The 23,410-nt window shown below is 39.0% G+C and carries 22 protein-coding genes and 1 CRISPR repeat array; of the genes, 2 read left to right on the plus strand and 20 right to left on the minus strand.

Annotated features, from left to right (window positions below):
• Positions 1-17: 17 nt before the first annotated feature.
• From csm6 to cas2 (KCV09_RS11330), 8 genes are all read right to left on the minus strand, one after another.
• Positions 18-1,157, minus strand: a complete 1,140-nt coding sequence (csm6, locus tag KCV09_RS11295) for a CRISPR-associated ring nuclease Csm6 (RefSeq protein WP_212515157.1) — start codon at positions 1,155-1,157, stop codon at positions 18-20.
• Between the two features lie 27 nt (positions 1,158-1,184).
• On the minus strand, positions 1,185-1,817 hold the full coding sequence (locus KCV09_RS11300; RefSeq protein WP_212515158.1) for an AAA family ATPase: 633 nt from the start codon (positions 1,815-1,817) through the stop codon (positions 1,185-1,187).
• Between the two features lie 17 nt (positions 1,818-1,834).
• Complete coding sequence (locus KCV09_RS11305; RefSeq protein WP_212515159.1) at positions 1,835-2,362, minus strand: hypothetical protein; 528 nt, start codon at positions 2,360-2,362, stop codon at positions 1,835-1,837.
• Positions 2,363-2,412: 50 nt separating this feature from the next.
• Positions 2,413-2,811, minus strand: a complete 399-nt coding sequence (locus tag KCV09_RS11310) for a hypothetical protein (RefSeq protein WP_212515160.1) — start codon at positions 2,809-2,811, stop codon at positions 2,413-2,415.
• Complete coding sequence (locus KCV09_RS11315) at positions 2,801-3,529, minus strand: hypothetical protein (protein ID WP_212515161.1); 729 nt, start codon at positions 3,527-3,529, stop codon at positions 2,801-2,803. The genes KCV09_RS11310 and KCV09_RS11315 overlap by 11 nt, the downstream gene beginning before the upstream one ends.
• Positions 3,530-3,621: 92 nt before the next feature.
• A complete protein-coding gene (gene cas2, locus KCV09_RS11320) occupies positions 3,622-3,915 on the minus strand; it encodes a CRISPR-associated endonuclease Cas2 (RefSeq protein WP_212515162.1) in 294 nt (97 codons plus the stop codon).
• Positions 3,916-3,925: 10 nt separating this feature from the next.
• On the minus strand, positions 3,926-4,876 hold the full coding sequence (cas1, locus tag KCV09_RS11325; RefSeq protein WP_212515163.1) for a CRISPR-associated endonuclease Cas1: 951 nt from the start codon (positions 4,874-4,876) through the stop codon (positions 3,926-3,928).
• Positions 4,877-4,907: 31 nt separating this feature from the next.
• Positions 4,908-5,168, minus strand: a complete 261-nt coding sequence (gene cas2 / locus KCV09_RS11330) for a CRISPR-associated endonuclease Cas2 (RefSeq protein WP_228301592.1) — start codon at positions 5,166-5,168, stop codon at positions 4,908-4,910.
• A 264-nt stretch (positions 5,169-5,432) separates the two neighbouring features.
• A CRISPR array of direct repeats spans positions 5,433-6,878; the repeat unit is 37 nt; unit sequence GTCTGAACAGACTTCCCTGTAGATAAGGGATTAAGAC.
• Positions 6,879-7,118: 240 nt separating this feature from the next.
• On the opposite strand from cas2 (KCV09_RS11330), the gene KCV09_RS11335 reads away from it, so the two are divergent.
• Together KCV09_RS11335 and KCV09_RS11340 are read left to right on the plus strand one after the other, a co-directional pair.
• A complete protein-coding gene (locus tag KCV09_RS11335) occupies positions 7,119-7,970 on the plus strand; it encodes a methyltransferase domain-containing protein (protein ID WP_212515165.1) in 852 nt (283 codons plus the stop codon).
• A 9-nt stretch (positions 7,971-7,979) separates the two neighbouring features.
• On the plus strand, positions 7,980-8,711 hold the full coding sequence (locus KCV09_RS11340; RefSeq protein ID WP_228301555.1) for an alpha-ketoglutarate-dependent dioxygenase AlkB family protein: 732 nt from the start codon (positions 7,980-7,982) through the stop codon (positions 8,709-8,711).
• Positions 8,712-9,281: 570 nt separating this feature from the next.
• Here KCV09_RS11340 and KCV09_RS11345 read toward each other — a convergent pair.
• The 12 genes from KCV09_RS11345 to alr form a co-directional block, all read right to left on the minus strand.
• Entirely contained in the window at positions 9,282-9,902 is a 621-nt protein-coding gene (locus KCV09_RS11345; RefSeq protein ID WP_104125353.1) for a hypothetical protein, read from the minus strand.
• Positions 9,903-9,988: 86 nt separating this feature from the next.
• Positions 9,989-11,164, minus strand: a complete 1,176-nt coding sequence (locus tag KCV09_RS11350; RefSeq protein ID WP_104125354.1) for a CsgG/HfaB family protein — start codon at positions 11,162-11,164, stop codon at positions 9,989-9,991.
• Positions 11,158-11,580 carry a hypothetical protein gene (locus KCV09_RS11355; RefSeq protein WP_004941648.1) on the minus strand — a complete coding sequence of 141 codons (423 nt, stop codon included), beginning with the start codon at positions 11,578-11,580 and terminating at the stop codon, positions 11,158-11,160. The genes KCV09_RS11350 and KCV09_RS11355 overlap by 7 nt, the downstream gene beginning before the upstream one ends.
• Positions 11,581-12,776: 1,196 nt before the next feature.
• Entirely contained in the window at positions 12,777-13,802 is a 1,026-nt protein-coding gene (locus KCV09_RS11360; protein ID WP_119026254.1) for a helix-turn-helix domain-containing protein, read from the minus strand.
• 65 nt (positions 13,803-13,867) lie between these two features.
• Positions 13,868-14,572, minus strand: a complete 705-nt coding sequence (locus KCV09_RS11365) for a fimbrial biogenesis chaperone (RefSeq protein ID WP_171402475.1) — start codon at positions 14,570-14,572, stop codon at positions 13,868-13,870.
• Positions 14,573-14,604: 32 nt separating this feature from the next.
• Entirely contained in the window at positions 14,605-15,921 is a 1,317-nt protein-coding gene (locus tag KCV09_RS11370; protein ID WP_228198389.1) for a fimbrial protein, read from the minus strand.
• A 108-nt stretch (positions 15,922-16,029) separates the two neighbouring features.
• Positions 16,030-18,639 (minus strand): fimbria/pilus outer membrane usher protein, encoded by a 2,610-nt coding sequence (locus KCV09_RS11375; protein WP_228301556.1) that lies wholly within the window; start codon positions 18,637-18,639, stop codon positions 16,030-16,032.
• Between the two features lie 9 nt (positions 18,640-18,648).
• A complete protein-coding gene (locus tag KCV09_RS11380; RefSeq protein ID WP_212515166.1) occupies positions 18,649-19,398 on the minus strand; it encodes a fimbrial biogenesis chaperone in 750 nt (249 codons plus the stop codon).
• A 79-nt stretch (positions 19,399-19,477) separates the two neighbouring features.
• Positions 19,478-19,999: a fimbrial protein gene (locus KCV09_RS11385; RefSeq protein WP_004941661.1), complete on the minus strand. Its 522-nt coding sequence runs from the start codon at positions 19,997-19,999 to the stop codon at positions 19,478-19,480.
• A 321-nt stretch (positions 20,000-20,320) separates the two neighbouring features.
• The gene (locus KCV09_RS11390; RefSeq protein ID WP_004944292.1) at positions 20,321-21,745 is read right to left on the minus strand and encodes an amino acid permease; all 1,425 of its coding nucleotides are present in this window, start codon (positions 21,743-21,745) and stop codon (positions 20,321-20,323) included.
• Positions 21,746-21,935: 190 nt separating this feature from the next.
• Positions 21,936-22,295 carry a RidA family protein gene (locus KCV09_RS11395; RefSeq protein ID WP_004944294.1) on the minus strand — a complete coding sequence of 120 codons (360 nt, stop codon included), beginning with the start codon at positions 22,293-22,295 and terminating at the stop codon, positions 21,936-21,938.
• 10 nt (positions 22,296-22,305) lie between these two features.
• Positions 22,306-23,403 carry an alanine racemase gene (alr, locus tag KCV09_RS11400; protein ID WP_149931265.1) on the minus strand — a complete coding sequence of 366 codons (1,098 nt, stop codon included), beginning with the start codon at positions 23,401-23,403 and terminating at the stop codon, positions 22,306-22,308.
• Positions 23,404-23,410: the final 7 nt, after the last annotated feature.

The following is a 23,410-nucleotide window of genomic DNA, read 5'->3' on the forward strand; positions in this document are numbered from 1 at the left end:
ATATTTCCCTCTATTTTTTAATTTTTAAAGCGATCAATAATTTCAATATTTTCTGGTTTGACATTCAGATAAAAAGGTTGCCCTTTCTTGTTTTGCGTCAGACTAATTTTTTCAGCCAACTCCAAACCTAAATGGCCCAATAAAGCTGTATTTAAAAGTGACTTTACACTTTCAAAAAATTGCTTATCTACATCTAACTGAATGTCATCTGTATTTTTAAACTCTTCATAATATTGTTTAAATTGTTCAGAAAGTTGCGCAATATATTTTGCTTCCTGCGGTGGTATATCTTTACTGTTAATTTTTTTTGTCGGTGCAACAATACCATCGAAACCTTTCTGACGAAGATCGGCAAACCAATGCAACATTGCAAATTCACGTGGTGCTAAGTTTTTAATGACAAACTTATCATTGATCACAACGTCACGGCTATGCACTAAAATTTTTAATTTCACATCATTAAAAGATTCGTTAATTTTATGGACAACTGTACTAAAGCTATCTTCACCTTTTAATTGATGTTTATCTTTTACCGCCTCTTTTAAACGTACAAATGGAATCTGGGCCAACCACACGTTAGCATCTTTAGAAAGACCGATCGTTTTATTTTCTCGATCAATAATGAAATCGTTTTCATTTTTTGATGGATAGTAGAAATTAATTCCTTTTTCAAATTTTTCATCAACCAACACATGTGACATACGGTCTTGCGCACGTCCATATAGGGATAACGCATAACCTGCATAGAACCCCATGGTTTTACGACCACCTGCAATTGAAACATGCAAACTCACTTTTTCATCAGAACTAAAATGGCGAATTTTTTCACAAATTAAATTAGCTGCAAATTCATTTTCTTCGGGCGTTCTTAAGTCTTCAAGCTCATTGCCTTCTTGATCGGTAAAACAGTGCAGAAAGTTCTCCTCTAATCTCAGATTAGCAATTTGAGCATATTCGTTTTTCATTCGAGTGAGAATCTTATCCTTGCCCAAAAGTTTATTTTTTACTTCATTTAAACCATAACGTGTACTGATGATATGAACTTCATCTGGAACCCATTGTTCATTATGCTGTGGAGCACATGCTAACGCCCAAATCGTTTCTGTAATGATTTGAGGTGTTCCGCCCGTTACAAGTAATAAAATATTTTTTTTCATGATTATCAACCCCAAAGTAAAATAATATTATTGAAATAAATCACATTTTTCTAGTTTTTTTACAACTAAAGCATAAACATTTTCAAGCAAATCTTCTGGCTTTTGGTTTGCATCAACCCATTGATATTGTAAATCAGCCATACCCAGCTCATTTTTATAACTTAACATTGTTGTATAAGCTTTTTTTGCTCGCATCAACTGCTCTTCTTGTTCGTCGTACAAACCATAATTTCTTCCTCTTTGTGCAAGACGTGAAAGCGTTATATCTAGCGGTAAATCTAAATACAATACCAAATCAGGCAATGGCACTAGAAATTCTTTATGACGAATTTGATCCAGATATGCCAACAAACACTTCAGATCATCATGCGGCCAACGTGTTACATAACTCGTTAAAATACTGCGATCACCTAAAACCAGTGATCCATCAAAATCAATTTGAGATGCATGGTAATTTGCACGGGCAGTGTATAAAGAGTCAAGAAAAACATCATCCTGACAATAGTCGGAATATGCTTTTTCCCACCAAATCTCTTTCGGCATTGCTTTGGTCGGTGCGAACATTTGGAAATCAATTCCATCTTGTTGCAACTTTCTTTTTAAATTTTCAAGCAAAGTCGATTTTCCTGTTCCTTTTGTTCCTTCAATTGCTATATACATCTACTCGTTTCTCTAATTTAAATATCAGCAAGCAGGCGTGTTTTAAACAACGCCACAACCTCAATATCAAAATGACGCGAGCCTATTTGAACCTCTTCAGCAATATCAGCAACATGAAGATGCATGATTTTTTCTGCTAAGGGTGCGTTATATGCCAAATGCTTGAGTTTGATATTGGTTTCATCAAAACCACGAATTTCCCATAATTCTTCTGTTTCTGAGTCATCTGCTAAATCATAGCGACGTAATTTTACAATACTACCAACTTCAACTTGCTGGACATTACGCATACCATCATGAATATCAATAAATTTCATGACATCTAAACGGTCATTGAGGGTTTTAAGCGTACAGTTCAAATTCGCTTCGAGCTGTTGCATACGATTAAATTCTGGATTGTCATGCCAGCCATCACCTGACAGTTCAAAAGCGATTTGGCGATGATCACGAACTTGGTTATATTCCTTTTCTTTTTCAGCAATTTTCGCAAGTAAGTTTTCATATCCTATTTGAGTCATCAGAATCGTTTCTGCTAATGTCATCATTAGATTACCCTTGTGATTTTTTTAAATTTTGCCTAGTTTTATCGTTGTTATCAGAATTCATAAGCTTGCAGTAATGCTTGAAAAGTATTCACATAATGTTGCAGCTCCTGATCTACATCTGATTCGGGATTCAGCTTTAAACCTTTTTTCAACAAATGCCTTTGTCGAATAACTTCCTCAATATCCCAGTTAGGGAAATGTGACAAACATACCGCTTTCAATGTTTGATGTGGTTGATAATCCGTCAGGTCATATCCATGCTGTAACAGCCACAACGTGATATATCGAAACAGCTGATCATAACGATTTAGATAAGACGACTTTTGCTGACACAACCTAGATAAACTATTCATCTCCTGCTGATAACGTAGTTCCACCTGCCGTTGACTGACAAATCGAATACGCTTCATTCCAAGAAGATTGATAAAAAGAGAGTGGTTAGGCAGCATAATCAAACTCCTGTGCCTTTAAATGCTGAAGAAATTGTAAAAGTGCGCCTGCCAACTGATCTTTATTGGCTTTTGGCGGCTGAATATTTGGATCAATTCCTGCATGCATCGGAATTAAACGTGTTGTGCCTTGTTCGGTTGGGGCACTGCACATCATGGTTGCAACCAATTGATGTCCAGGATTGATAATTCGATGAAGCTTACCTTTTGGCATGACATAATGATCACCGACTGTGTTCAATTGAACATGATCTAACTGTAATGGCTGATATCCCATTTCGGTTTTAAAAGTAGACCGTTCAGCAGTCGCAGCATGATATTCATATTCTTGAAACACCTGACCTTCTGCATGATCTTTCCAAATCTCACTTTTTAATGAACCTGCCAAGATGAGAGACGAAAAACTCCAGCGATGGTCATGAATATTTTCTTCACAAGACTGGCCAGCAAACCAAATATGTAGACGCAATTTATAGCCACGGTCCAACAACACCACTTTAAGAAAGCCATTTCCATGCTGATATGAACGCTGACAAATCTGCTTCAAGCTAGATGTATCTTTTAAAATTGCTTCTAGCAATTCGATCATTTGTGTATTAGAAAAGTGTGAAGCAAGCCAATCAGATAAAGCTGTATTAGCATCCTGATGAACAGCAAAAAACTGATCTAGCTGTGTTGCATAGCTGTGTAATAAATCTTGTGCTTTAGTCTTCATCATGTGCTTCACCTTGTTCTTATCGTTGGTGAAGCTATTTAATAATTAATTTAGTTTTGGCTCAGATTTCACAAGCTTATAGTGTTATGTATAAATTATAGAGATTGCCCCTGCGGACCTAGCAATTGAATACCTGAAGGACTTATTCTGCCCAACACCACTGCTCGGTGCAGAGGCATACTTTTATAAAAACGCACATCATCTTCAACAGTAATCATCCTTTCTATCTTTCTGATCAGCTGTTTAAACTCAGTGATACTTAATGCTAAATAGAAGACTGAGTAACTAATTGAAATGCCTTGACTCGACAGGGTCTGATGCACTTTTCTCAAGCGCTTAGGGTGGCAAATATCATAGCTACAAATCCAATGCATTCGCTTTGCTGACATAAGACTTGACTCAATACAGAACACACTGATCAATCGTTTTTGCCCATTGGGATGCATTCATTCGAATATACTTCTTCCATACCTGAAAACGTCGTTCCCATAAAGGATAAAAAATTGCGCGTCCTTCTTTGTTTAAAACACAAGGGTATTGTTCAGATGAGGCAAAATGTACGGGCCTCAATTGCTCATTGAACAGTAATTGCATGACCCATTTTTCAATATCGCATCGTATACGCTCAGTAAGATCACATGCCAAAGAATAACGCCCATGTACTGGTTCATGGTAAAAGCCCAGCATCGGGTCGAGGGCATGCGCAGTTAAAGCGCGAGTACATTCGGCATAAATTAAGCTATAAGATAAAGACAGCAGTACATTAATCGGATCTTTGGGTGGTCTACGATTACGGCCTTGGAATTTAGCCCATGCGGGAGCAATGAGTGACATTACATAAAAAACAATCTTAGCGCTTGCCCCTTCGAGTCCACGCAACTGTTCAAGACTTTGGCAAGTATTGATCATTGTGATAATCGTTTTAATTCGTTCAATTATCTGTTGTTGTAATTTTGCTTCAATCTGATGTGTTTTGAACCAGTACTTTATTAGTTTAAACTGCTGTATGCTTTGAGCATAGACCAATTGCTTGGCATACCCTAGCCTACGTTCATCTTGATCCAACACCTCAAACTGTTTAATTTTACGATGCACAACTTTACTTGAGGGGGGAATATACTGTGCATGAGATTCACAAGTTCTAGGATCAAGAATAATCACTGGAATTCCTCGACTCGCACATGCGAGTAGAACATGACTATGTAATTGAGTTTTAGCGCTTATTACAATAGAAGAAAGATAAGCAAATGCAATAGATAAAGGTTTAGATAACGAAGGGCTGTGTACTAATATTCTTTCACGATCTATATCGAGTTTTGTATCACGGCGATCTATATATAAAGTTTGCATGATCAATTTATCCTATATGAAGTATAATAATTTAAGCAATATATAAGCAATGACTTGCAGGGTGCTGTTTAGCTGCACCTAACATGATGCTATATGGATGATTTGGATAAACTTGTATTAACACAATTCGTTGAAATGTATCATTTGGCAATACCGCTAGTTGCTGAATAAGTTGCAGCCTAAAATCTGAGTTCAATCTGCATTCAAATACTGACTTCTGCTGATGAATTCCATACGCACTCAGTATTCGAAATAAAGTGCTTCTACGGCGCGGACAACTTACATCATACATACCAAGATAACTACGCACATCAATCTCACTCTGAGAGGATTGACTGTCACCCTAAACTTAAAAAATGAGATAGTAGATAAAATGCAAGCTTACAAAATTCAGGTTGACAACCTTAAAGTCCGAAAACCAACCTATACCATTGATTTTTATATTAATAAGAATAACTGCGAAACATTTTGTCATACAGCAACTTTACTGATACATGCTTTGAAATATTTAGCCTCTATAAGCCATTGCTTTACAAAAGAAAAAAATAGAGGTAGAGTCTGAACAGACTTCCCTGTAGATAAGGGATTAAGACCCACCATAAGGGCGATGGAGAATAAAGAGACGAGTCTGAACAGACTTCCCTGTAGATAAGGGATTAAGACTTTAGCCAGTTCTTCAGTTGGAAATAAATACTGAGTCTGAACAGACTTCCCTGTAGATAAGGGATTAAGACTGTAGACTTGGCCTTCTTTGGTTGTTTGGTTTTAGTCTGAACAGACTTCCCTGTAGATAAGGGATTAAGACAGGGGTTAGGCGATCACGTATCTGAATAACATAGTCTGAACAGACTTCCCTGTAGATAAGGGATTAAGACATAACAAGGACACTCTGTATACTCGTCAGGAATATGTCTGAACAGACTTCCCTGTAGATAAGGGATTAAGACAAATTTCGTCCATTTTTTAAAGCCTCTATTACTGTCTGAACAGACTTCCCTGTAGATAAGGGATTAAGACGTTTTCCAGCGTTCAGGGTCGTTTTTGATATCGTCTGAACAGACTTCCCTGTAGATAAGGGATTAAGACAGATCTTCTGATTCATTCATCTCGAACATTTGTCTGAACAGACTTCCCTGTAGATAAGGGATTAAGACAGTAGTCTTCTTTACGTTTAAGTGTTATTGTACCGTCTGAACAGACTTCCCTGTAGATAAGGGATTAAGACAGTTCTCCTAATAAATAATCCCAGGATTTCAATAGTCTGAACAGACTTCCCTGTAGATAAGGGATTAAGACATTTATTCGTCCTCAAGTTCGTTAAGGGTTTTGTCTGAACAGACTTCCCTGTAGATAAGGGATTAAGATATTTGCAGAAACTACCTCACCTTCTACAACACGCAGTCTGAACAGACTTCCCTGTAGATAAGGGATTAAGACGGAAATGTGTCTTCCATAAACACAGAACGAAATCGTCTGAACAGACTTCCCTGTAGATAAGGGATTAAGACTTCTTGTGCAGCATCCACAAATATTGATGCTACGTCTGAACAGACTTCCCTGTAGATAAGGGATTAAGACGTTAAATTGCATTAATAGACTCCAATTCGAATTGGTCTGAACAGACTTCCCTGTAGATAAGGGATTAAGACTTCACCACCCCAACCACCAGCCATGTCTAACAGTCTGAACAGACTTCCCTGTAGATAAGGGATTAAGACGTTTATTTAATGTGTGAGGTACAGCAAGAGTAGCGTCTGAACAGACTTCCCTGTAGATAAGGGATTAAGACGAAGGCACCCAATGGGAAGAAGTATGGGATTCGCGTCTGAACAGACTTCCCTGTAGATAAGGGATTAAGACCGTAGTTTCAAAGTAGGTTTGCCTGCAAGCATATGTCTGAACAGACTTCCCTGTAGATAAGGGATTAAGACGTCTACCGGTAGAACGTGTTTAATAAATAACGCTGTCTGAACAGACTTCCCTGTAGATAAGGGATGAATGAGGAACAGTAAAGAACTGCTTTGCCCGAGTGCAAGACGAAAGCTTTGCTTGATTGAGATGCGCGTCCCCAATAGTATCTGCTTAGATTCTGCCCTGTGAAAATCAACTGTTAAACTTAGCAATTTAATTGTACTTTTTTACGGGGCTGCAGCTCAGCAGTACCGTAAGCTTATGAAATCTAAATTCATGACCAAAGCGCTCTATCTTGTATTCAAAGACATCATGACTTTGGATACTATAAATGAACGCTCTCCTCAAATTCCAAACACAACAAGAAGATCAATTTTTACAATCTATTCTTGCACACGATTTTGAACAACTCTGTGCAGAGCATGTTGATTTCTTTCAAAATAATCTACAAACACAATTTGACTACTATCAGTTCAGTAAAAAGACAGCTCGCGCAAAGAACCCTCTACATCATTCTGATGACTTAATCAGCTATATGGCACTTTATGGTTGGGGACATTATCTGCGCATGCAAGCTGTACTTGCTCATAGTTTTCAATACAGTACATTTGAAAAGCATATTCCTATTCAAGCCTGCATCGTTGATTATGGATGTGGGCAAGGTATTGCAACATTGGCTTGGATTGAATACGTGTTGGATCAAGGCTATAGCATCGATCGTTTGGATGTCATTCTTGTGGAACCTTCTGCTGCTGCATTAGCACGTGCATCACACTGGATTACGCAGAAAGCTCAACATCACGATATTAAGCTGAATATCATTCATCATGCCTGCACTCTAGATGAACTGGAACCTGATTTTATGGCTTCCAATATAAATCAATTGCCAAGTATTCATTTACTGAGCAATATATTAGACATGTATTTAAGTGTGCAATTCAGCATGAGTCACTTATGCCATGAAATGAAACAATATGCACGCCATAGCAAACACTATGTTTATGCTGTAAGCCCAGACTTTATTACAGGAAATAAGGGCTTCGATACATTTCATCAACTACTTTCTCCTCAACAACTCTACCTCAATCATCATGGTAAAGTCCGTATTACAGAATATAACTTAAATAGCCGATGCATACAGGAACGCCCAGCACCGATTCGTGCCTATGCTGCATGTATTTAATGAGAGCTAATGAATATGAATAATCTGTTTAATGAACCAGAAGTTTTGTTTAGTCAGCAGACATATCCAATGCAACCCAGTCCTTGTGGATGTGGGTATGATATCGAAGTGCCACATGGAACTTTACGCTACATTCCTCAATTTATTGAAAAAAAAATAGCTGATCGAACATTAGCTGTATTTTTTGAAAATAGCCAATATGATTGGAATCATACCAATTGGCATCAGGTACAAGATATTAATCAAATTGATTGGAAAAATATCCAATGGCATCAAGACACCATCAAAATGTATGGTAAATCTCATACCTTACCTCGTATATCTGCATGGTATGGAGATACAGGAAAAGCCTATAAATATTCAGGCATATTATTACACCCTAATCCTTGGAACTCAGCTTTACTGTGGATGAAACAACAGTTAGCAACTGTATGTGACACTCCATTTAATAGTGTGCTATTAAATTGGTATCGAAGTGGTCAAGACTATATTTCTTGGCATACTGATGCCGAAAAAGAATTGGGACTAAACCCAACTATTGCATCACTGAACTTTGGAGAATCTCGTCGTTTCTTATTGCGTCGTAATGATGATCATGAAGATAAAATTGAAATTCGTTTAGCTCATGGTGATTTATTGATTATGCATGGAGAGCTACAACACTTCTGGCAGCATAGTGTCCCTAAACAAGCCAAAATTAATGATGGTCGATTAAACATGACGTTTCGACATATCTTATAAGAGCATTTCACCTTAAAAGCTGTTGCTATTCAATCTAGACTTTCAAATAAGCGTTAGAAGAATCCGTTTAAATTGGTACTGAGTTCATTCCTCATTATCTTTATGATAAACACCACAATAAAAAATTTACCACATAGTAAAATACCCTTAAAAACAAAATCTATATGTTGGTTATTATTGTTGATTATCACGATAAATTAGTGACCAAAAAATCAAACTACCGCACCCTACCTTAAACTACACCACACAAAATAAAAACCTATACGACTGTTATATATATGGTTTATTAAGATACCAGTTATGTAATTTAATATATTTTATGTTGGTGACTCTTGCCAAGGTTGGGGTCGCGAGTTCGAGTCTCGTTTCCCGCTCCAGATTCTAAAAAGCCCTCATCGAAAGATGAGGGCTTTTTTTATGCCGTTTATAACGATATGTAGTACTATGATTGTAAAGCAGACTCAAATCTAGAAAACGTTTAAAATTAATTACTCGATGGTTGTTTTAAAATAAAGAAGGGCCTAACAATATGACTAAAGTTAGGACCCTGAAGAATCAAATGTGAGGGTATTACTTCACAACAACAGAAATACCACCTGTGTTCACTGCACCCACTGCTGAAGTACTAATACCATTGATCCGGTTCACTAAGCCCGCGGTATTGACCGATGCATCAATTGAACCTGAGTTGTAGGCAATATTTGCAGCGCTATAATTGCTGAGTGTTTCATCGAGTGAGTTTTCAAAGTTAGAGCCATAAGCAGAGTTAAACGCACTGCCGTAAGAACTGCTATTTGAATACCAGCCCCAACCTGAAGATCTTGTAGCGCCTCTAGCTGCAGCCATTGATGCTGATTCTGCACCTGAACTAGCAGCACTCAAACTGCCTTGTTCCAAATAAATATCGCCAGTGTTGGCTGCACCTAAAGCAGATGTTTCAACTGCAATGGTACTTCCCACATTTTTGAGTGAGTTGAAGGCTCCCAAAGTATTGACAGATGCATCTACATCACCTGTATTCACAGCAACATTAAATGCGGTACTGGTCGTACGATCTGCATATCGTGCTAATGCGTTAATAATACTTGTTGCACCTGAATTAACGCTGATCTGCATAGGGGATGCATTCGCCATAGCTGCGGTTGAAAGGAAGGCTGCGGCTAAGGCAATTTTTGTGATAGTCGTTTTCATAGTTGTATTCCTTTTTTTGTTTTGAAGTACTCCTCGCTGAGTACTTCTTTTTTATAATGGTAGCGAGCCCATTTACTGCAAATTCTTTAGTCGCGCTGAATGCTCGACCAGTAGTTGTCTTCAAACCCAGGTACCGCATCGGTCAGGAGTTTTTCTTGTTCAGCATCACTGTTTTCTGGAACCACTTTCGCTGGTGGCGTAACTGCTGGTTTCATGCTGATGTACTTGATCAGATCTTTCTTATTCAGTTCAGAATCGCCATCTGGATTACTAATCAAGTTCGATTCTTTTTCCTTCATGGGCTGTATATCTTTATTGGGTACATTGGCCGGTTTATTTTTTTCAGTCGACGGATTTGTTTTGGTCAGTGACGATTCTGTCACGCCACTGGTCACTGGTGTTTTTTGCTGCTGTGTCTCTTTATATTTGTAGAGTGCCACCGAACTCTGAGTGAGGCTTAAACGCCCAAATTCGGGTGGAATGGTGTTGCGACAGCCTTCAAATGTGGATGGCGGCACGACCTGACTGAGCAGCTCAAATGTGGCCAGATTGAGCATTTGACGCAGTGCAAAATTGGTTGCTTCACGTTCACCTTTACCAATTTGAATGTTTAAAAGTGTTCGTCCTGCAAAACGACCCGCGCTAATCCCGTAATCTTGCGCGACGATTTGTTTTTGCAAAGATACATTCCCCACCACTTTACTGGTGCGTGCATCGGTTAAGGACAAATCAAGACCAACGATAATCCGGGTCTGACTGTAATTTGGCCCTACTCCACCAATTTGCATATCAAAACCACCACCTGGGATAAAATCCAAACTATTAATACTGCCTGTCACATAGTAATTAGAAGCTTGAATCATACGCGGATCACGAATCCCCCATTTGGCTTCACTTTCAATAATGCGTGGGTCACGTCGGTTGAGTAAACTCACACCCGCGCGGAACAAGGCCGACTGCACCATATCTCCTGCACCTTGAGTGACCAATTTACCTGTGCCACCGTCAGTCACAACGTCCTTACCTGTCTGATCTAAAATGGCACCTACAGAAAAGTTGACGTCATTACGTATTTGACCTTTTAAGCACGACAATGCCATGTCAAAAGGAGTAAAAATGTCTGTAATTGCTGGCCCTTGAACGAGGCTTACAGGTTCTTTATTTGAAACCGCTAAGCCAGTACAACCGCTCAGGAAAGCGCTGAAAAATATCGTGGTACCCACCGAAGATATTTTGATTTTATTGGAAGTAAGATTCAGCATAGTGGTACGTCCGAGTGAGTGCTTAAATTAGGGCAATTCTGATTTTGTTGTTGTGTACTCGAATTGATTGACCCTTCATTAAAGGCAGAGGTTGAAAGTTTTATACCACTGTTATTTGAACCATTAATTGTGAGTGAGTTCGTCGAGGTATCGAGTGCTCCAATCGACGTTGAACTGGTATTGTTTTGCGTTTCAATATTATTGGTGGTATTTACATTGTTGGTGGTATTTAACGTTGTTTTTCCCAAGCCAGAATAATAATCAGAATCCATAAGCTCAATTAAATTGGCTTGATAAAGGTTTTCACTAGATCGTGTGCTTGATGCTTTCCAGCGGTAGCTCCAGTCATCGGTAGCATGTGTATTTCCTAGAAAACACAAACATATTAAAGCGACATTGATTGCTGATAGTTTCATAATCTTTACCGTCCTTTTTTATCTAGATCTTTTTCTAATTAGCTTCCTTCCACAGTTAATAATTCTAGAAAATAATTTTCTCAAATACAAAACAAATAAAATAAAGCAACCTAAAAACACAATTTACCTTCAATCTATTTAAAGCATATATTATTGTTTTAAATAATATTAATATATTTTAAAAACAGTGTAACAAATTATTTTTAAAATATATTATCATAAAATTAAAATATAATTATCCATAAAATAATTTGTAAAAATCATTAATCAAATTTAAAATTGATTAATTTTTTATTAAAAAATATAATTTTAGAATTAAGTCAATGTTTTATATCAAATTTTTAAAAATGAAACTTAATAAATAACATTATTAATATATTTATTATTATCTAATTGTTACTTTTTGATAATGAATCTTATTTCTAATATTGTATGAATCAAATAATTATTAAGAAACCATTAGAAATTTATTTAATATAAAAACTAAATAACTAAAAATGAAATTCTTATATGAAAAATACTTCAATTATACTTTAAAATAAAATCAAAATTTTAATCACTAATAATTCAACCTATAAATATGAAAAAAGATATGTTATACTATAACAATTTAAATACTGATTTTTATCTGAATTGCCATTTAGTTAATATTTTATTTAAAATACAATTAACTAGGAAATAAAATTTATCAAAAGATAAAAATATTTTTATAGAATTGAGCACATCATTAGCATCTTTAAAAAAAATTATTAGTTTGAATCGTAAAAATATTCTATATTTATTGTCTATATTTAAATGAAAGATACATTGATTTAAGTTTGAATCGTTTTAATTTATTGAAGTAACGCTCATCAATTTTTTAGAAATTAGAGCAATCTCGATCTGGTTAGCTGTAGTTTTTCATAAATGCTATTGATTATGATTACATTTTTAAACTTCATAAAATCAAATTTACCTGATTAGACATTGATCTGATAAAAGCTTAATTAAAGTTAAAGAGCTGAGTGCGTAGTTATTCGAATTAAATCGACCTGCATACAACTATAAGATCAAATTAATTTCTTTAACAATTTTGGATTCATATGAACAGAACTTAATCAAGCTATCCAAACTGATAAAACATATAAGCTTAACTTGTATTCTTATACCTTATATCTTTTCAATGCGATCATCAGTATAAAATTAAAATTAATCGATTAGCTTTGTATATCTTCTTGTTTAAGATTTTTTCTAAATTGTAAGGGTGTAATGTTCATCCAAGATTTGAAAGCACGTTGAAAAGCACTTTGTTCAGAATATCCAAGCAGATCTGCGACTTGATTAATCGTAAGTTTCTCATTTTCAAGATATGTGATCGCTAATTTTTTTCTGACTTTATTTACACATACGTTAAAGTTTAATTTTCTTTGAAAAAGTTTATTTTTAAGTGTATGCGTTGAAATATTTAAATAATTTGCCACATTATTTAAGGTGATTTCTTTGATACAATGCATAATACATATTTCAAGTCTTTGCTCAAAATCGTGATTTGAAGGCAAATCTAAAATATGCCGATTTGCTTCCTGTTTAAGTATCTTATATAAAATCGGATCCTTTGTGGGTAAGCGTATACTTTCTAAATGGGAAGCTGACATCACAACAGAAATAATTGGGCTGTTGAAATGAACAGGACATCCTAATATTTTTTCATAAAAATCAGAATTTTCCGGCTTATCGTAATAAAATGAAATCTTTTCTAATTTTAATTCTTGTGGATCAATAACTTGTCTAGCAATCTCAATATAAGTAAAAACAATGACCTCATCGACTAAGAGACCAGCTTTTTCATGAAAATCAGACCATACAAACTCAATCAGGTCATTTTTAACTTTTAAACTACCCGAATTGTAATCTACAATTAAACGCTCATAGTAGATAAAATCCATAGCAGCTTGATATAAATTTTCCCGTGCAAGAATGAGATAACCTGTTAGCCCAGCACAGGAAATATTTGCATGTTTTGTAATTTTAATACTTAAATCAGGAACAGGATATTGTTCATAAAGTTCATAAATAATTTTTTGCCATGTCGAAAAGGGTACACGATCATAAATATTATTTAGTGATAAATAACGAGAATCATGAAAATAAGATCTACAGCTTTCTGGAACTTTTAAATTGTAAGATTTACAAAAATCCACAATCATGAGTAATAAAAGTACAGTAACCGAAGTTTTTATCATTAAATTTCATTCTATTTGGGATTAAGTTCAATCAAAAAATGAGTAAGTTATACTTACATTAAGATTTATTTAAACTTATAGTAAAGATATTTAAATGAATATGCAAAGCCATCGTCTCCAATAAGGCTAAAATCGATCTGCTTCATTTGGTCAGGGATATGATCGATTGGGTAAACCTGTCGAGATTTTGGCGCAAGCATCTGTTCAAGGTTTGCCTGAACTGGTATTGAATGTTGGTCTGATCTTAATGTAATTTCGGCAAAAGAAATAAAGTATACACTCGGATTTTCACTGATCAAATACTGTTGACCATCTATTGTCTTAAAAGAAAATTTCAGCTGCGCTGCAACAGCTTGAAGATCCATTTTTGGAACTTTTTTAGGCCGATAAAAAAGTTTTAACTGCGTTTGCATGGTGAGATCAAGTTGGTTGTCGGTATTCGAACCGGTGAACACTGACGATTTTCCCGGTACCTCATATAAATTGAGCCAAAATTGTGATTCCTGATCTGTATCTTGTTTTTCACCTGTGTAGATAATCTTTAAAACCTGTACCGCTCCACTCTGCATTTTAAAGACAGGAGGATTGATCAAAAAAGGTGCCTGTTTTGTATTTGGATCTCCAGCACCATCATCCACCCATGCTTGTACCAATACTGGATAATGATTTTTATTGACCACAATAAATGATCGAGATGATTCATAACTATTGTAAATCACACGTGTATTTTCAGGAAGCAACCCGGCTATTGCGGCCTTAGAGGTATACATACAGCAACTTATTAATATAAAACAGAAGATTTTCATTGTATCTTGACCAGTACTGTAGCAGTGGCATATACCCTTCCTGCTGTAGCGGTACCTTTGGGTAGTTTCTTCAGAACTGCACGATAAGGAATCCGGTATAACGTATGGTTGGCTACAGGCGAACCGATCACTTGAGCATTTTGCGTCAGTGAGTACCAGCCAGCCGAATTTCCGCTTGGATAATTAATTGCACTGTAACAGTATCCACTACATCCTGTTCCAAAGGTGGCTGGAAATGTACCCGTTAAGCCTGGCTGGCCCACAAAATTCATTGTGGTGTTATTGGCTGGGTTGGTCAGATAAATTCCGACATTTTGAGCTAAGCTCGGATCTTGTCCGTATTGGTTTGAGATTAAGGCACTCACTCCTGTAGAGGAATTGACCAAACCTAAGGTTTGCGCGGCATCGTAACTTGAAGAGGAGACCTGTATACCGATGGCATTTTGACCCGTTGAGGTTCCTCGTTGAGCATTATTATGACATTGTACCTGTACCTCAAAATCTGCTGAAACCTCTCCTCCATCGTTCAAAGCCTGCGTATTGGTTTTCGGAAAATTCACCACAGGTGTGGTAAAAGTAGTTAAGCATGAATTCGATGGCGGGCTCATACTTACTGCATTATATAATGTGTAACCAATACCATTATCCGCTCCCCAGAAAGCGAAGTTGGTTGTATGACTTTCTCCAATTTCATCGTGACCAAACGTGACAGGTTGTGGACCAATACCATTGGTTTTATTACTCAACTGAATATACGCTGCTGGGCCCAAGTAACTATATATTCCACTAGATAGCCAAGGCTTAACCACGCCTGTGTTGGTTTCAGGATTGGTTTGTATGCGTATTAGCTCTGCTTGTAAGTTTGGAATATGTTTGAGTCGAATACAAATTTTACCCACCGCACAGCCATTTGCACCTGAGCCAGTTTCGTAATTCACGGGAATATCCTGATAATATTGAGTAACGACCTTCCCCGCCATCGTTAATCTAAGACCAAGAAGCTGTGCCGCGGTATAAAATACGCCAGATTGACCACCTGCATCCGTTGCCGCAACTTCGGTACGACCACCGTAAAAATCATCTCCATTGGTTGAGACAAGAAAGGTGATGTAGTTCTGGTCGCCCTCATCGCATGTCCATAGAATAGACTCTGAATTGGCATTTCTTGCACGAAACTCTGTTGGTGCAATCACTGTACTGGCAATCACGCTACCTAATGGCTGTATCGCCTGATTCATGAGTTGCACATTACCAAATCGAATTTTTGCCGCACTCCAGTCATCTGTTTCCAGATATTGAGGTGATCTATTCATTGTGCATTGTGCCCAGCCTTGACTAGACACTAGCAGTATCAATAGCGACACAAAACTTAAAACTATACCTTTAAAATGTGATTGAAGACCTGTATGAAGAAGGAACATTTATTTATTCTCCATATTGCACACAGCGCTCAATTTAATTAGTGGTTGGCTTAAATCGACATCGGAGATCGTATAGGGTAACGAACAACTTGAAGTTCCCTGCTGATCACTCCAACGCAAACGTAATATTCCTTTAGGCTGTGCAACACGCAGATACATTTGTCCGCCTTGACCGACCATACCAATAACCTCTTTTTCAGCATTGAATACATCTGTTCCCATTGGAATGACCTGTTGATTGTTCAAATGGCTTTGGATTAATACGTTGTATCCTGTCCGGGTCAGAAATTTGATTTTCACACTCGCGCCTGCATACGGTGCAACGCGCTGCTCTCCACCTATGAGCTCAATATTATTTGCAATACCTTGAGGATCTAAAATGATACTGTTATATCGATAGGGACTTAAACTTGGGATTAGTGCATAACCAAAGCGATCAATTTTGCTATAAGGTGAGCTAATGACTTTGGCTCCTTGAGCCCCTTTCGCCTCAACCAAGCCAAAGGTATCTGTTAAGTAAGGCCCTAAGGTCACTCCACCTGAATGTAATGCAACAGCGCCATTTGCACTGATTGAATTTTGCCAGTACTGATGACTATAGGCACTATTGACACCCACCTGAAGTGATGCAAAGCGTTTATAAAGGCCTGCAGAATAAGTGGTATCACTATGATCGGAAGCTCCGTTTACACCGATGGTATAGTTGAGGCTGTAATCGGGATCAAGCGCGCCATTCATAGCAAGCTGATAATTTTCATTGTTTTTGCTTTGATTATAATAGGCACTCAATGTTGGGCGTAACGGATTTCGGGCTTTACCTAGAGGAATATGAATACTAATGCCACCAAAATTATCTGAATATTCTTCTTTGACACGATCACCACGTACGGCATAGGTTTTTTGACGTGTATAGTTAAGATTGAAGCTCATAATACCGATACTTTTACTGAATCCAGCCTGAAACGATGTGTCACGTTTACGCTCATCACGATAGTTTTGAGTTGAACCTGCTAAATAAAAACTACCAAGTTGACCAAACTGCTGGCTTAAATTAATTTGAAAACGCGAGCGTTGTAGATATGTATTTGAAACCCAATCTCCCCCTTGCTTAGTCGCATATGCTAATCCGAGTATGTCTCCTAGCTCGCGATAACCTTCAGTTGAATATCGATATCCAGCTATTGCAATAGTCGTATTGGTCGGTTGAATGGTCTTACTGTAATTAATATTGGCCATCCAGCCATCTGTTGTATCTTTGCCTGAAGAGGTCGTGATATCAGCACGAGAATAGGTGATGTTAGTTCCGAGCGCGCCCAAAGTAGATCCCCATACGCCACCAAATAAAAGCGCTTGATAATCCTGACTTAAACGGAAACCTCCATTCATCGTGATACTGTTATTTAAACCATATTCATAATTAAAATCTGAGAAGTAAGCCTGTTGTGCGTGATCCAGATCAGTTTTTCCCACTGAAAAGTTATAGTTATAAAGACCTGCACGTAAAGAGTTAGGAACGGCAGCATATGGAATGTCATGCACATGGACACTGCCATCGGCCTCTGTAACGACCGCCTTTAAATTTCCTTCAAAATTGGTCGGATACAAATCTTTAATTTCAAAAGGCCCTGGGGCAACATTTATCTGATAAATCTCGCGCCCGTTTTGTTGTATCGATACTTTTGCATTGGTCTGTGCGGTGCCACGAATCACGGGTGCATAACCTCGCATTGAATCTGGGCGCATCCGTTCATCTGTTTGCAGACTTAATCCCAAATAAGGCAATGTCGAGAAAAATTGTCCCGAGCCATATTGCTGGCCTAATGTCAGTACAGACGTCAATGAATTAATGGGTCGCTGTAGATAGCTTCGAATGTGATTCCATTGAGTATGATGGTCATTATCAATTGAAAAATTACTTTGCTGACGGTACTGCCATTTTCCAATATTGGCACCCGCGTTTAAGCTTAAAAAACCTGACTCATAGTTTTGTTTGCTTTCAAATCTGTTTTCTGTGCGGTAGTAATTCGCAGAATAATTTAAAAATCCAATACTTTGTCCTGCATCAAGCTCTTCAGGATTCACATATCCTCTTGGAACACTTTTTAAATACTGCTGAGCAATATTTAAATCCAAGCGTAAATTGGCATAATCAAAATCGATTTGACTACCTGGTGCGATCTGGGCCAGTTTTAGACAATCTTCTTTGCTACTTGTATTTTGACCCCGAGTTCGGCTTTTCTGGAACTGAAGATCACCCACAATATTTGCCTGATCTAGTAAGGCATCAGTCCAGCAGGCATCTACTTTGCCAGGCTGATCTGGGTCATCTATAAATCTGATTTCACGTCGACCAATCAAATGTTGATTGACATATAGATCGACTGTGTATGATCCAGCCTGTAATACACTAGACTGATTGAAACGATCGATTAACTCTTGATTTAGGCCTGTTCCCTTAAGTAACTTGGCATCGAAAGTATATAACTCTTGAGATGAGCTCAGCTCTGAAACAGGGGTATTGGCATATAACTGATTTGAATGAAAGAGCAATGAATGAATTGCAACCGATAAAACGGTATGCGCTGCTATAGCCGAGGTATGCTTCATCATCAACTGGCCTTATCGATCATGCTGGGCTGCGATTCGCTGATTGACAGAGGCTCCGTAGTCATTCACTAAGCGTAAGCTCACCTCAAGATCAGCACCGTTATCTATCGATCGATCCAACTTCCAACGAGCGGTCGTTTTAGGCGGAATCATCGCTATATCAAGTGCTTTTGCAGTCTGCGCGTTTTTTTTGACAGTGGCATGAGTTGGCGTGATGTAATAACCACTTGGATTATTCACTTCAAGCCATGTGGTATCTTGATCTTTCACCAATAAATAGGTCAGGGTGTTAAAAGAATCCTCTGGTTGCCCTACAATTGTTTTTGGACGATAAAAAACTTTTAAGCGACTTTTAACCAATAAGACCAGCATATTTTGATCAAGTTTGTTTTTTTCAAATGCAGGTATTTGCTTAAAATTTAAGTAAAAAATAGATTCTCTATCGGCAGGCAAATGTGTGTCGCCTGTGTAGACCATCCGTACCATTTGTCCGCGAGATGGATCAATACGGAAAACCTGAGGATTGACCATGAAAGGAGCATCTGCAGTTTCAGGCGTCGATTGAGGGTTGTTTTGATCTAACCAGATTTGAACAAGATAACTCTGATCTTTCCTGTTACTAAATTGCAGCGTTTTTTCTTTTTGTTCAGCCGGGTAAATCACGCGAGTACCTGTCATCACCACATTGGCGTATACCAACGATGTATTGCACACGAAGCTTGCGATTAACATACTGAACCAAAGTTTAGAGGCTTTTTTCATGGTTTATCCTTTTCTTGTCTTTTTATCAAAAACGCCATGTCACCATAGTTATGGCACATGGCGGATCATTAAAAATCGATTAAGGATAGATCACTTCATAATCAGCAACTGCCGTGACCGAGCCGGCTGTCACCTTATCTTTTGCATAATATTGCGCGGTCATATTATAGGTAGTAGTACCTGATGATGTGGTTTGCTTCGCTGTAGTGGCAATTCCGTTATTAAAAACCAGTGGAGAACTGCCAGCACTTCCATTTAAAAGCTGAATTGAAATATTTGTTGCACTACCAGTTGCACTTGAAACGCCTAAATTAGCACCATCAGGATTATGCGCGGTAAAACGTACCGCAACGTCATCCGCAGTTTGGCTACACCCTTTAATATTGATACTAAAAGGCGTTGCACCTGCAGTTTTTCCAGCAGCAGTTAAACTTCCTGCACCAACAGTCGGTAGCGTAATCGTTGGCGAAGCAGAGCTTCCAACATCGACGGTACAGGTGTTTGAATCAACTGTGCCAGTAAAGGTAATGGTATCGGCAGCCACTGCTCCCTGCATAACACCAATTGTCATGAATGCGCCAATCAATAATTTCATTTTCATTTAAAGAGCCACCCTTTTTTAAAAAGTTAAATCGTTTTAAAAGTACATACCAAATTCACTTTCTAAACAAAAATGTGATGTGTTTGGTACGAGGGCTTAAGCTAACGAAAAAAAACAAAAAAATATTGACACTAAAAATTTAAAAATTGACATCAGTTATTTAAACAAATGAGATGCGAATACATCTTGATTCGCAGTAAGATCGACTTTCTTTTTGAAATATTTTCTGAGAAATCATGTTTTATTTTGCGTATTGAGCACGAGATTTAATACAATTTGAAGAGCATACGCCAGACGATGCTCTTCAATGGATCATTTCTTTTAATTTTGCATCAAACGTTTCACGCGAGGCTTATACATAAACTGATAAGTAAAGCCCAAAATAATCAACCAGAGCGGACTCACGTAAAGTGCTTTAAGGGTATCGGGCTCCAATGCCAGAATCACCAACGTAAACATCAAAAAGCCCAAAACCACATACGACATCAAAATACCGCCTGGCATCTTAAACGTCGATTGGGCATGCAACTCAGGGCGCAGCTTACGATAACGCAAGTAGCACACCATGATCATGCTCCATACACTAATAAACAAGATCACGCAAAGTGAACTGGCCAGCGTAAAGGCCTCCATGGTATTGGGCACAAAATATTGCAACGCGGCACCTGCCATAATAAACAGGCAGGAAAACAATAAGCCATTGGCCGGTACTGCACGGCGCGATAACTGTGCAAACGCCTTAGGAGCTTGACCGTCACGTGATAAACCAAACAACATACGGCTGGTCGAAAACACACCGCTGTTCATCGAGGACATCACCGAAGACAACACCACCAGATTCATGATGATGGCAGAAGTCGGAATACCTGCGTACAAAAACAGCTCTACAAATGGGCTTTTATTGGCACTGATCTGATTCCAAGGCGTCACCGACATCACCACAAACAATGCCAATACGTAAAATAAAATAATGCGGATTGGGATGGCATTGATGGCTTTGGGAAGATTTTTTTCAGGATCTTTGGTTTCTGCGGCAGTCGTACCGACCAGCTCGACCCCAACAAAAGCAAAAACTGCAATTTGAAAGCCAGCCAAGAAACCTTCAACGCCTTTAGGAAACATTCCCCCTGCGGACCAGACATTACTGATCGATGCCACAGCGCCGGCAGGAGAATGAAAATGGCTAAACACCATGTAGCCACCGACGCCGATCAATCCGACAATCGCCAGAATCTTAATCAAGGCAAACCAGAATTCGATTTCACCAAACAGGCGCACGGTTAACAGATTCAGCCCGAGCACCAAAAATACACATGCTGCGCTAATGAGTGCCTGCCCCATTGGCGTAAAGGTGGTCCCATCGGGTAACCAGAAACTTAAATAGTTGATAATGGCAGCCAGATCGGCGATTCCGACCAGTACCCAGCCTAACCAGTAGGTCCAGCCCAGATAATAGCCAGCGCCCGGACCGAGCAGATCATGCGCCATATCGACAAAAGACTTATAATGCAGATTCGCCAGTAACAACTCACCCATGGCACGCATTAAAAAAAAGAACATGACGCCAATGATCATGTAAATATATAAAATAGAAGGCCCTGCCAGCGAGATCGTTTTCCCTGATCCCATAAAGAGGCCTGTTCCAATGGCACCGCCAATCGCAATCAATTGTAAATGACGATTCGACAGTTTGCGCTGAAGCTCATGGGGTACATGCTCAGCGTCGCGATGACGTCCTGTAGTCATAAGGTCACATCCTTTTTGAATTTCCTCTTTTAAACCCAGCCATTTTTCCTTTTGTTTGGGATCGCCTCACAAAAATACTGAAAACAGCGGGATCTAACGCTCCTTGTGCCCGTCATTCACTTCAATATAAAAGGGAATACGGGTCTTAAATTGTCAACGCCAGCACACGAATGTACTGGCGGATATAAAATTAAGCTTGTGCCGCAATCACGGCAATTTCGATGAGCCAGTCTGGATTGACCAGATCGGCCTGAATGGTGGCCCGTGCGGGTGTGGCCAGTCCATCGAGCCACTCGGTCCAGATTGTATTCACCTGTTGAAAATCATCAAGATGCTTTAAAAACAGTTGCGCAGAAAGCAGGCGGGATTTGTCGGTATGGGCTGCGGCCAACAAAGCATCGATAGTTGCCAGAATTTCTCGGGTTTGCCCTTCAATCCCTTGATCGGTCTGCTTCGGAACCTGACCAGAGAGATACACTACGCCATTAAAAATGGTGACAGCACTCATTACCGCGGTGGTATTGATGCGCTGAATATCGCTGTTCGACATGCCTATATCCTTATGTTTGTGTAATAAATGGAACGCGTGCCGTAACAGCACACATGAGTTCATAACCTACGGTGCCCGAAGCCACTGCCACCTCATCGATGGATAAAGTTGCACCAGTTTTAGACCTGCCCCACAGCACCACCTCACTTCCCACAGCAGCCTGTGGTACAGGCGTCAAATCGACTGCCAGCATGTCCATACTGACGCGACCAACGGTACGGGTACGCACGCCATCTACCAGAATAGGCGTACCTGTCGGCGATATACGTTGATAACCGTCGGCATAACCACAAGCCACAATACCGATCTTGAGTGGGCGGTCTGCCATAAAGCTTGAGCCGTATCCCACAGTGTCATTGGGCTGTAAATCTTGAATGGCCAGCAACTCACTACGTAGGCTCATCGTGGGCTTGAGTGTCCAGTGGTCGATTGAATGTGCCGGATAATCTGGTGCGCTGCCATAGAGCATGATGCCGCTACGGACAACATCGGAGTGCAATGGATGGCGTAGAATCGCGGCACTGTTACTGATCGATCGTGGGCCCGCAAGCCCCTCAACCGTTTGTTCAAAAATACGTTGCTGATAGTTAATCCCAGACTCGCCAAAACGATTGCCATCTGCATCGGAAAAGTGCGTCATGTGCGTGATACTGGCCACCTGCGGTAATGCATGCAGGCGCTGCCACGCTTCGCGATACGCCGCAGGCTGAAAGCCCAAACGGTTCATGCCGCTGTTCATTTTTAAATAAACATGAAACTGCGCTGGCGCAGGATGACGCTCGATCCATTCAATCTGGCTCAGGTGATGCACGGTAAAGCTGAGCTGATCTTGCGTGCAATCGTATAAATCTTGCGGTGAAAACACACCTTCCAGTAACAATATTGGCCCGGTCCAGCCCAACGCCCGAATGCGTTTAGCTTCGGCAAGATCAAGTAGTGCAAAACCATCGGCGGCGCTTAAGGCCGGATATACGCGTTCGATACCATGACCATAAGCATTGGCCTTAACCACGGCAAAGACCTGACTGTCTGGCGTGGCGTTTCGGGCAACCTGAAGATTGTGTGTTAAGGCATCCTGATGCACAACGGCATGAATGGGACGTGGCATAGTGAAT

The sequence above is a fragment of the Acinetobacter soli genome (assembly GCF_018139125.1).
In the GTDB taxonomy this organism is placed as follows: Bacteria; Pseudomonadota; Gammaproteobacteria; order Pseudomonadales; family Moraxellaceae; genus Acinetobacter; species Acinetobacter soli.

Coding starts and splice junctions, on each gene's coding strand:
- KCV09_RS11375 (WP_228301556.1), bottom strand. CDS start 18,639: ATGATGAAGCATACCTCGGCTATAGCAGCGCATACCGTTTTATCGGTT.
- csm6 (WP_212515157.1), bottom strand. CDS start 1,157: ATGAAAAAAAATATTTTATTACTTGTAACGGGCGGAACACCTCAAATC.
- cas2 (WP_212515162.1), bottom strand. CDS start 3,915: ATGTCAGCAAAGCGAATGCATTGGATTTGTAGCTATGATATTTGCCAC.
- KCV09_RS11345 (WP_104125353.1), bottom strand. CDS start 9,902: ATGAAAACGACTATCACAAAAATTGCCTTAGCCGCAGCCTTCCTTTCA.
- KCV09_RS11370 (WP_228198389.1), bottom strand. CDS start 15,921: ATGAATAGATCACCTCAATATCTGGAAACAGATGACTGGAGTGCGGCA.
- KCV09_RS11340 (WP_228301555.1), top strand. CDS start 7,980: ATGAATATGAATAATCTGTTTAATGAACCAGAAGTTTTGTTTAGTCAG.
- KCV09_RS11355 (WP_004941648.1), bottom strand. CDS start 11,580: ATGAAACTATCAGCAATCAATGTCGCTTTAATATGTTTGTGTTTTCTA.
- KCV09_RS11350 (WP_104125354.1), bottom strand. CDS start 11,164: ATGCTGAATCTTACTTCCAATAAAATCAAAATATCTTCGGTGGGTACC.
- cas2 (WP_228301592.1), bottom strand. CDS start 5,168: ATGTATGATGTAAGTTGTCCGCGCCGTAGAAGCACTTTATTTCGAATA.
- alr (WP_149931265.1), bottom strand. CDS start 23,403: ATGCCACGTCCCATTCATGCCGTTGTGCATCAGGATGCCTTAACACAC.
- KCV09_RS11315 (WP_212515161.1), bottom strand. CDS start 3,529: ATGATGAAGACTAAAGCACAAGATTTATTACACAGCTATGCAACACAG.
- cas1 (WP_212515163.1), bottom strand. CDS start 4,876: ATGCAAACTTTATATATAGATCGCCGTGATACAAAACTCGATATAGAT.
- KCV09_RS11300 (WP_212515158.1), bottom strand. CDS start 1,817: ATGTATATAGCAATTGAAGGAACAAAAGGAACAGGAAAATCGACTTTG.
- KCV09_RS11395 (WP_004944294.1), bottom strand. CDS start 22,295: ATGTCGAACAGCGATATTCAGCGCATCAATACCACCGCGGTAATGAGT.
- KCV09_RS11365 (WP_171402475.1), bottom strand. CDS start 14,572: ATGTATACCTCTAAGGCCGCAATAGCCGGGTTGCTTCCTGAAAATACA.
- KCV09_RS11360 (WP_119026254.1), bottom strand. CDS start 13,802: ATGATAAAAACTTCGGTTACTGTACTTTTATTACTCATGATTGTGGAT.
- KCV09_RS11385 (WP_004941661.1), bottom strand. CDS start 19,999: ATGAAAATGAAATTATTGATTGGCGCATTCATGACAATTGGTGTTATG.
- KCV09_RS11390 (WP_004944292.1), bottom strand. CDS start 21,745: ATGACTACAGGACGTCATCGCGACGCTGAGCATGTACCCCATGAGCTT.
- KCV09_RS11380 (WP_212515166.1), bottom strand. CDS start 19,398: ATGAAAAAAGCCTCTAAACTTTGGTTCAGTATGTTAATCGCAAGCTTC.
- KCV09_RS11335 (WP_212515165.1), top strand. CDS start 7,119: ATGAACGCTCTCCTCAAATTCCAAACACAACAAGAAGATCAATTTTTA.
- KCV09_RS11305 (WP_212515159.1), bottom strand. CDS start 2,362: ATGATGACATTAGCAGAAACGATTCTGATGACTCAAATAGGATATGAA.
- KCV09_RS11310 (WP_212515160.1), bottom strand. CDS start 2,811: ATGCTGCCTAACCACTCTCTTTTTATCAATCTTCTTGGAATGAAGCGT.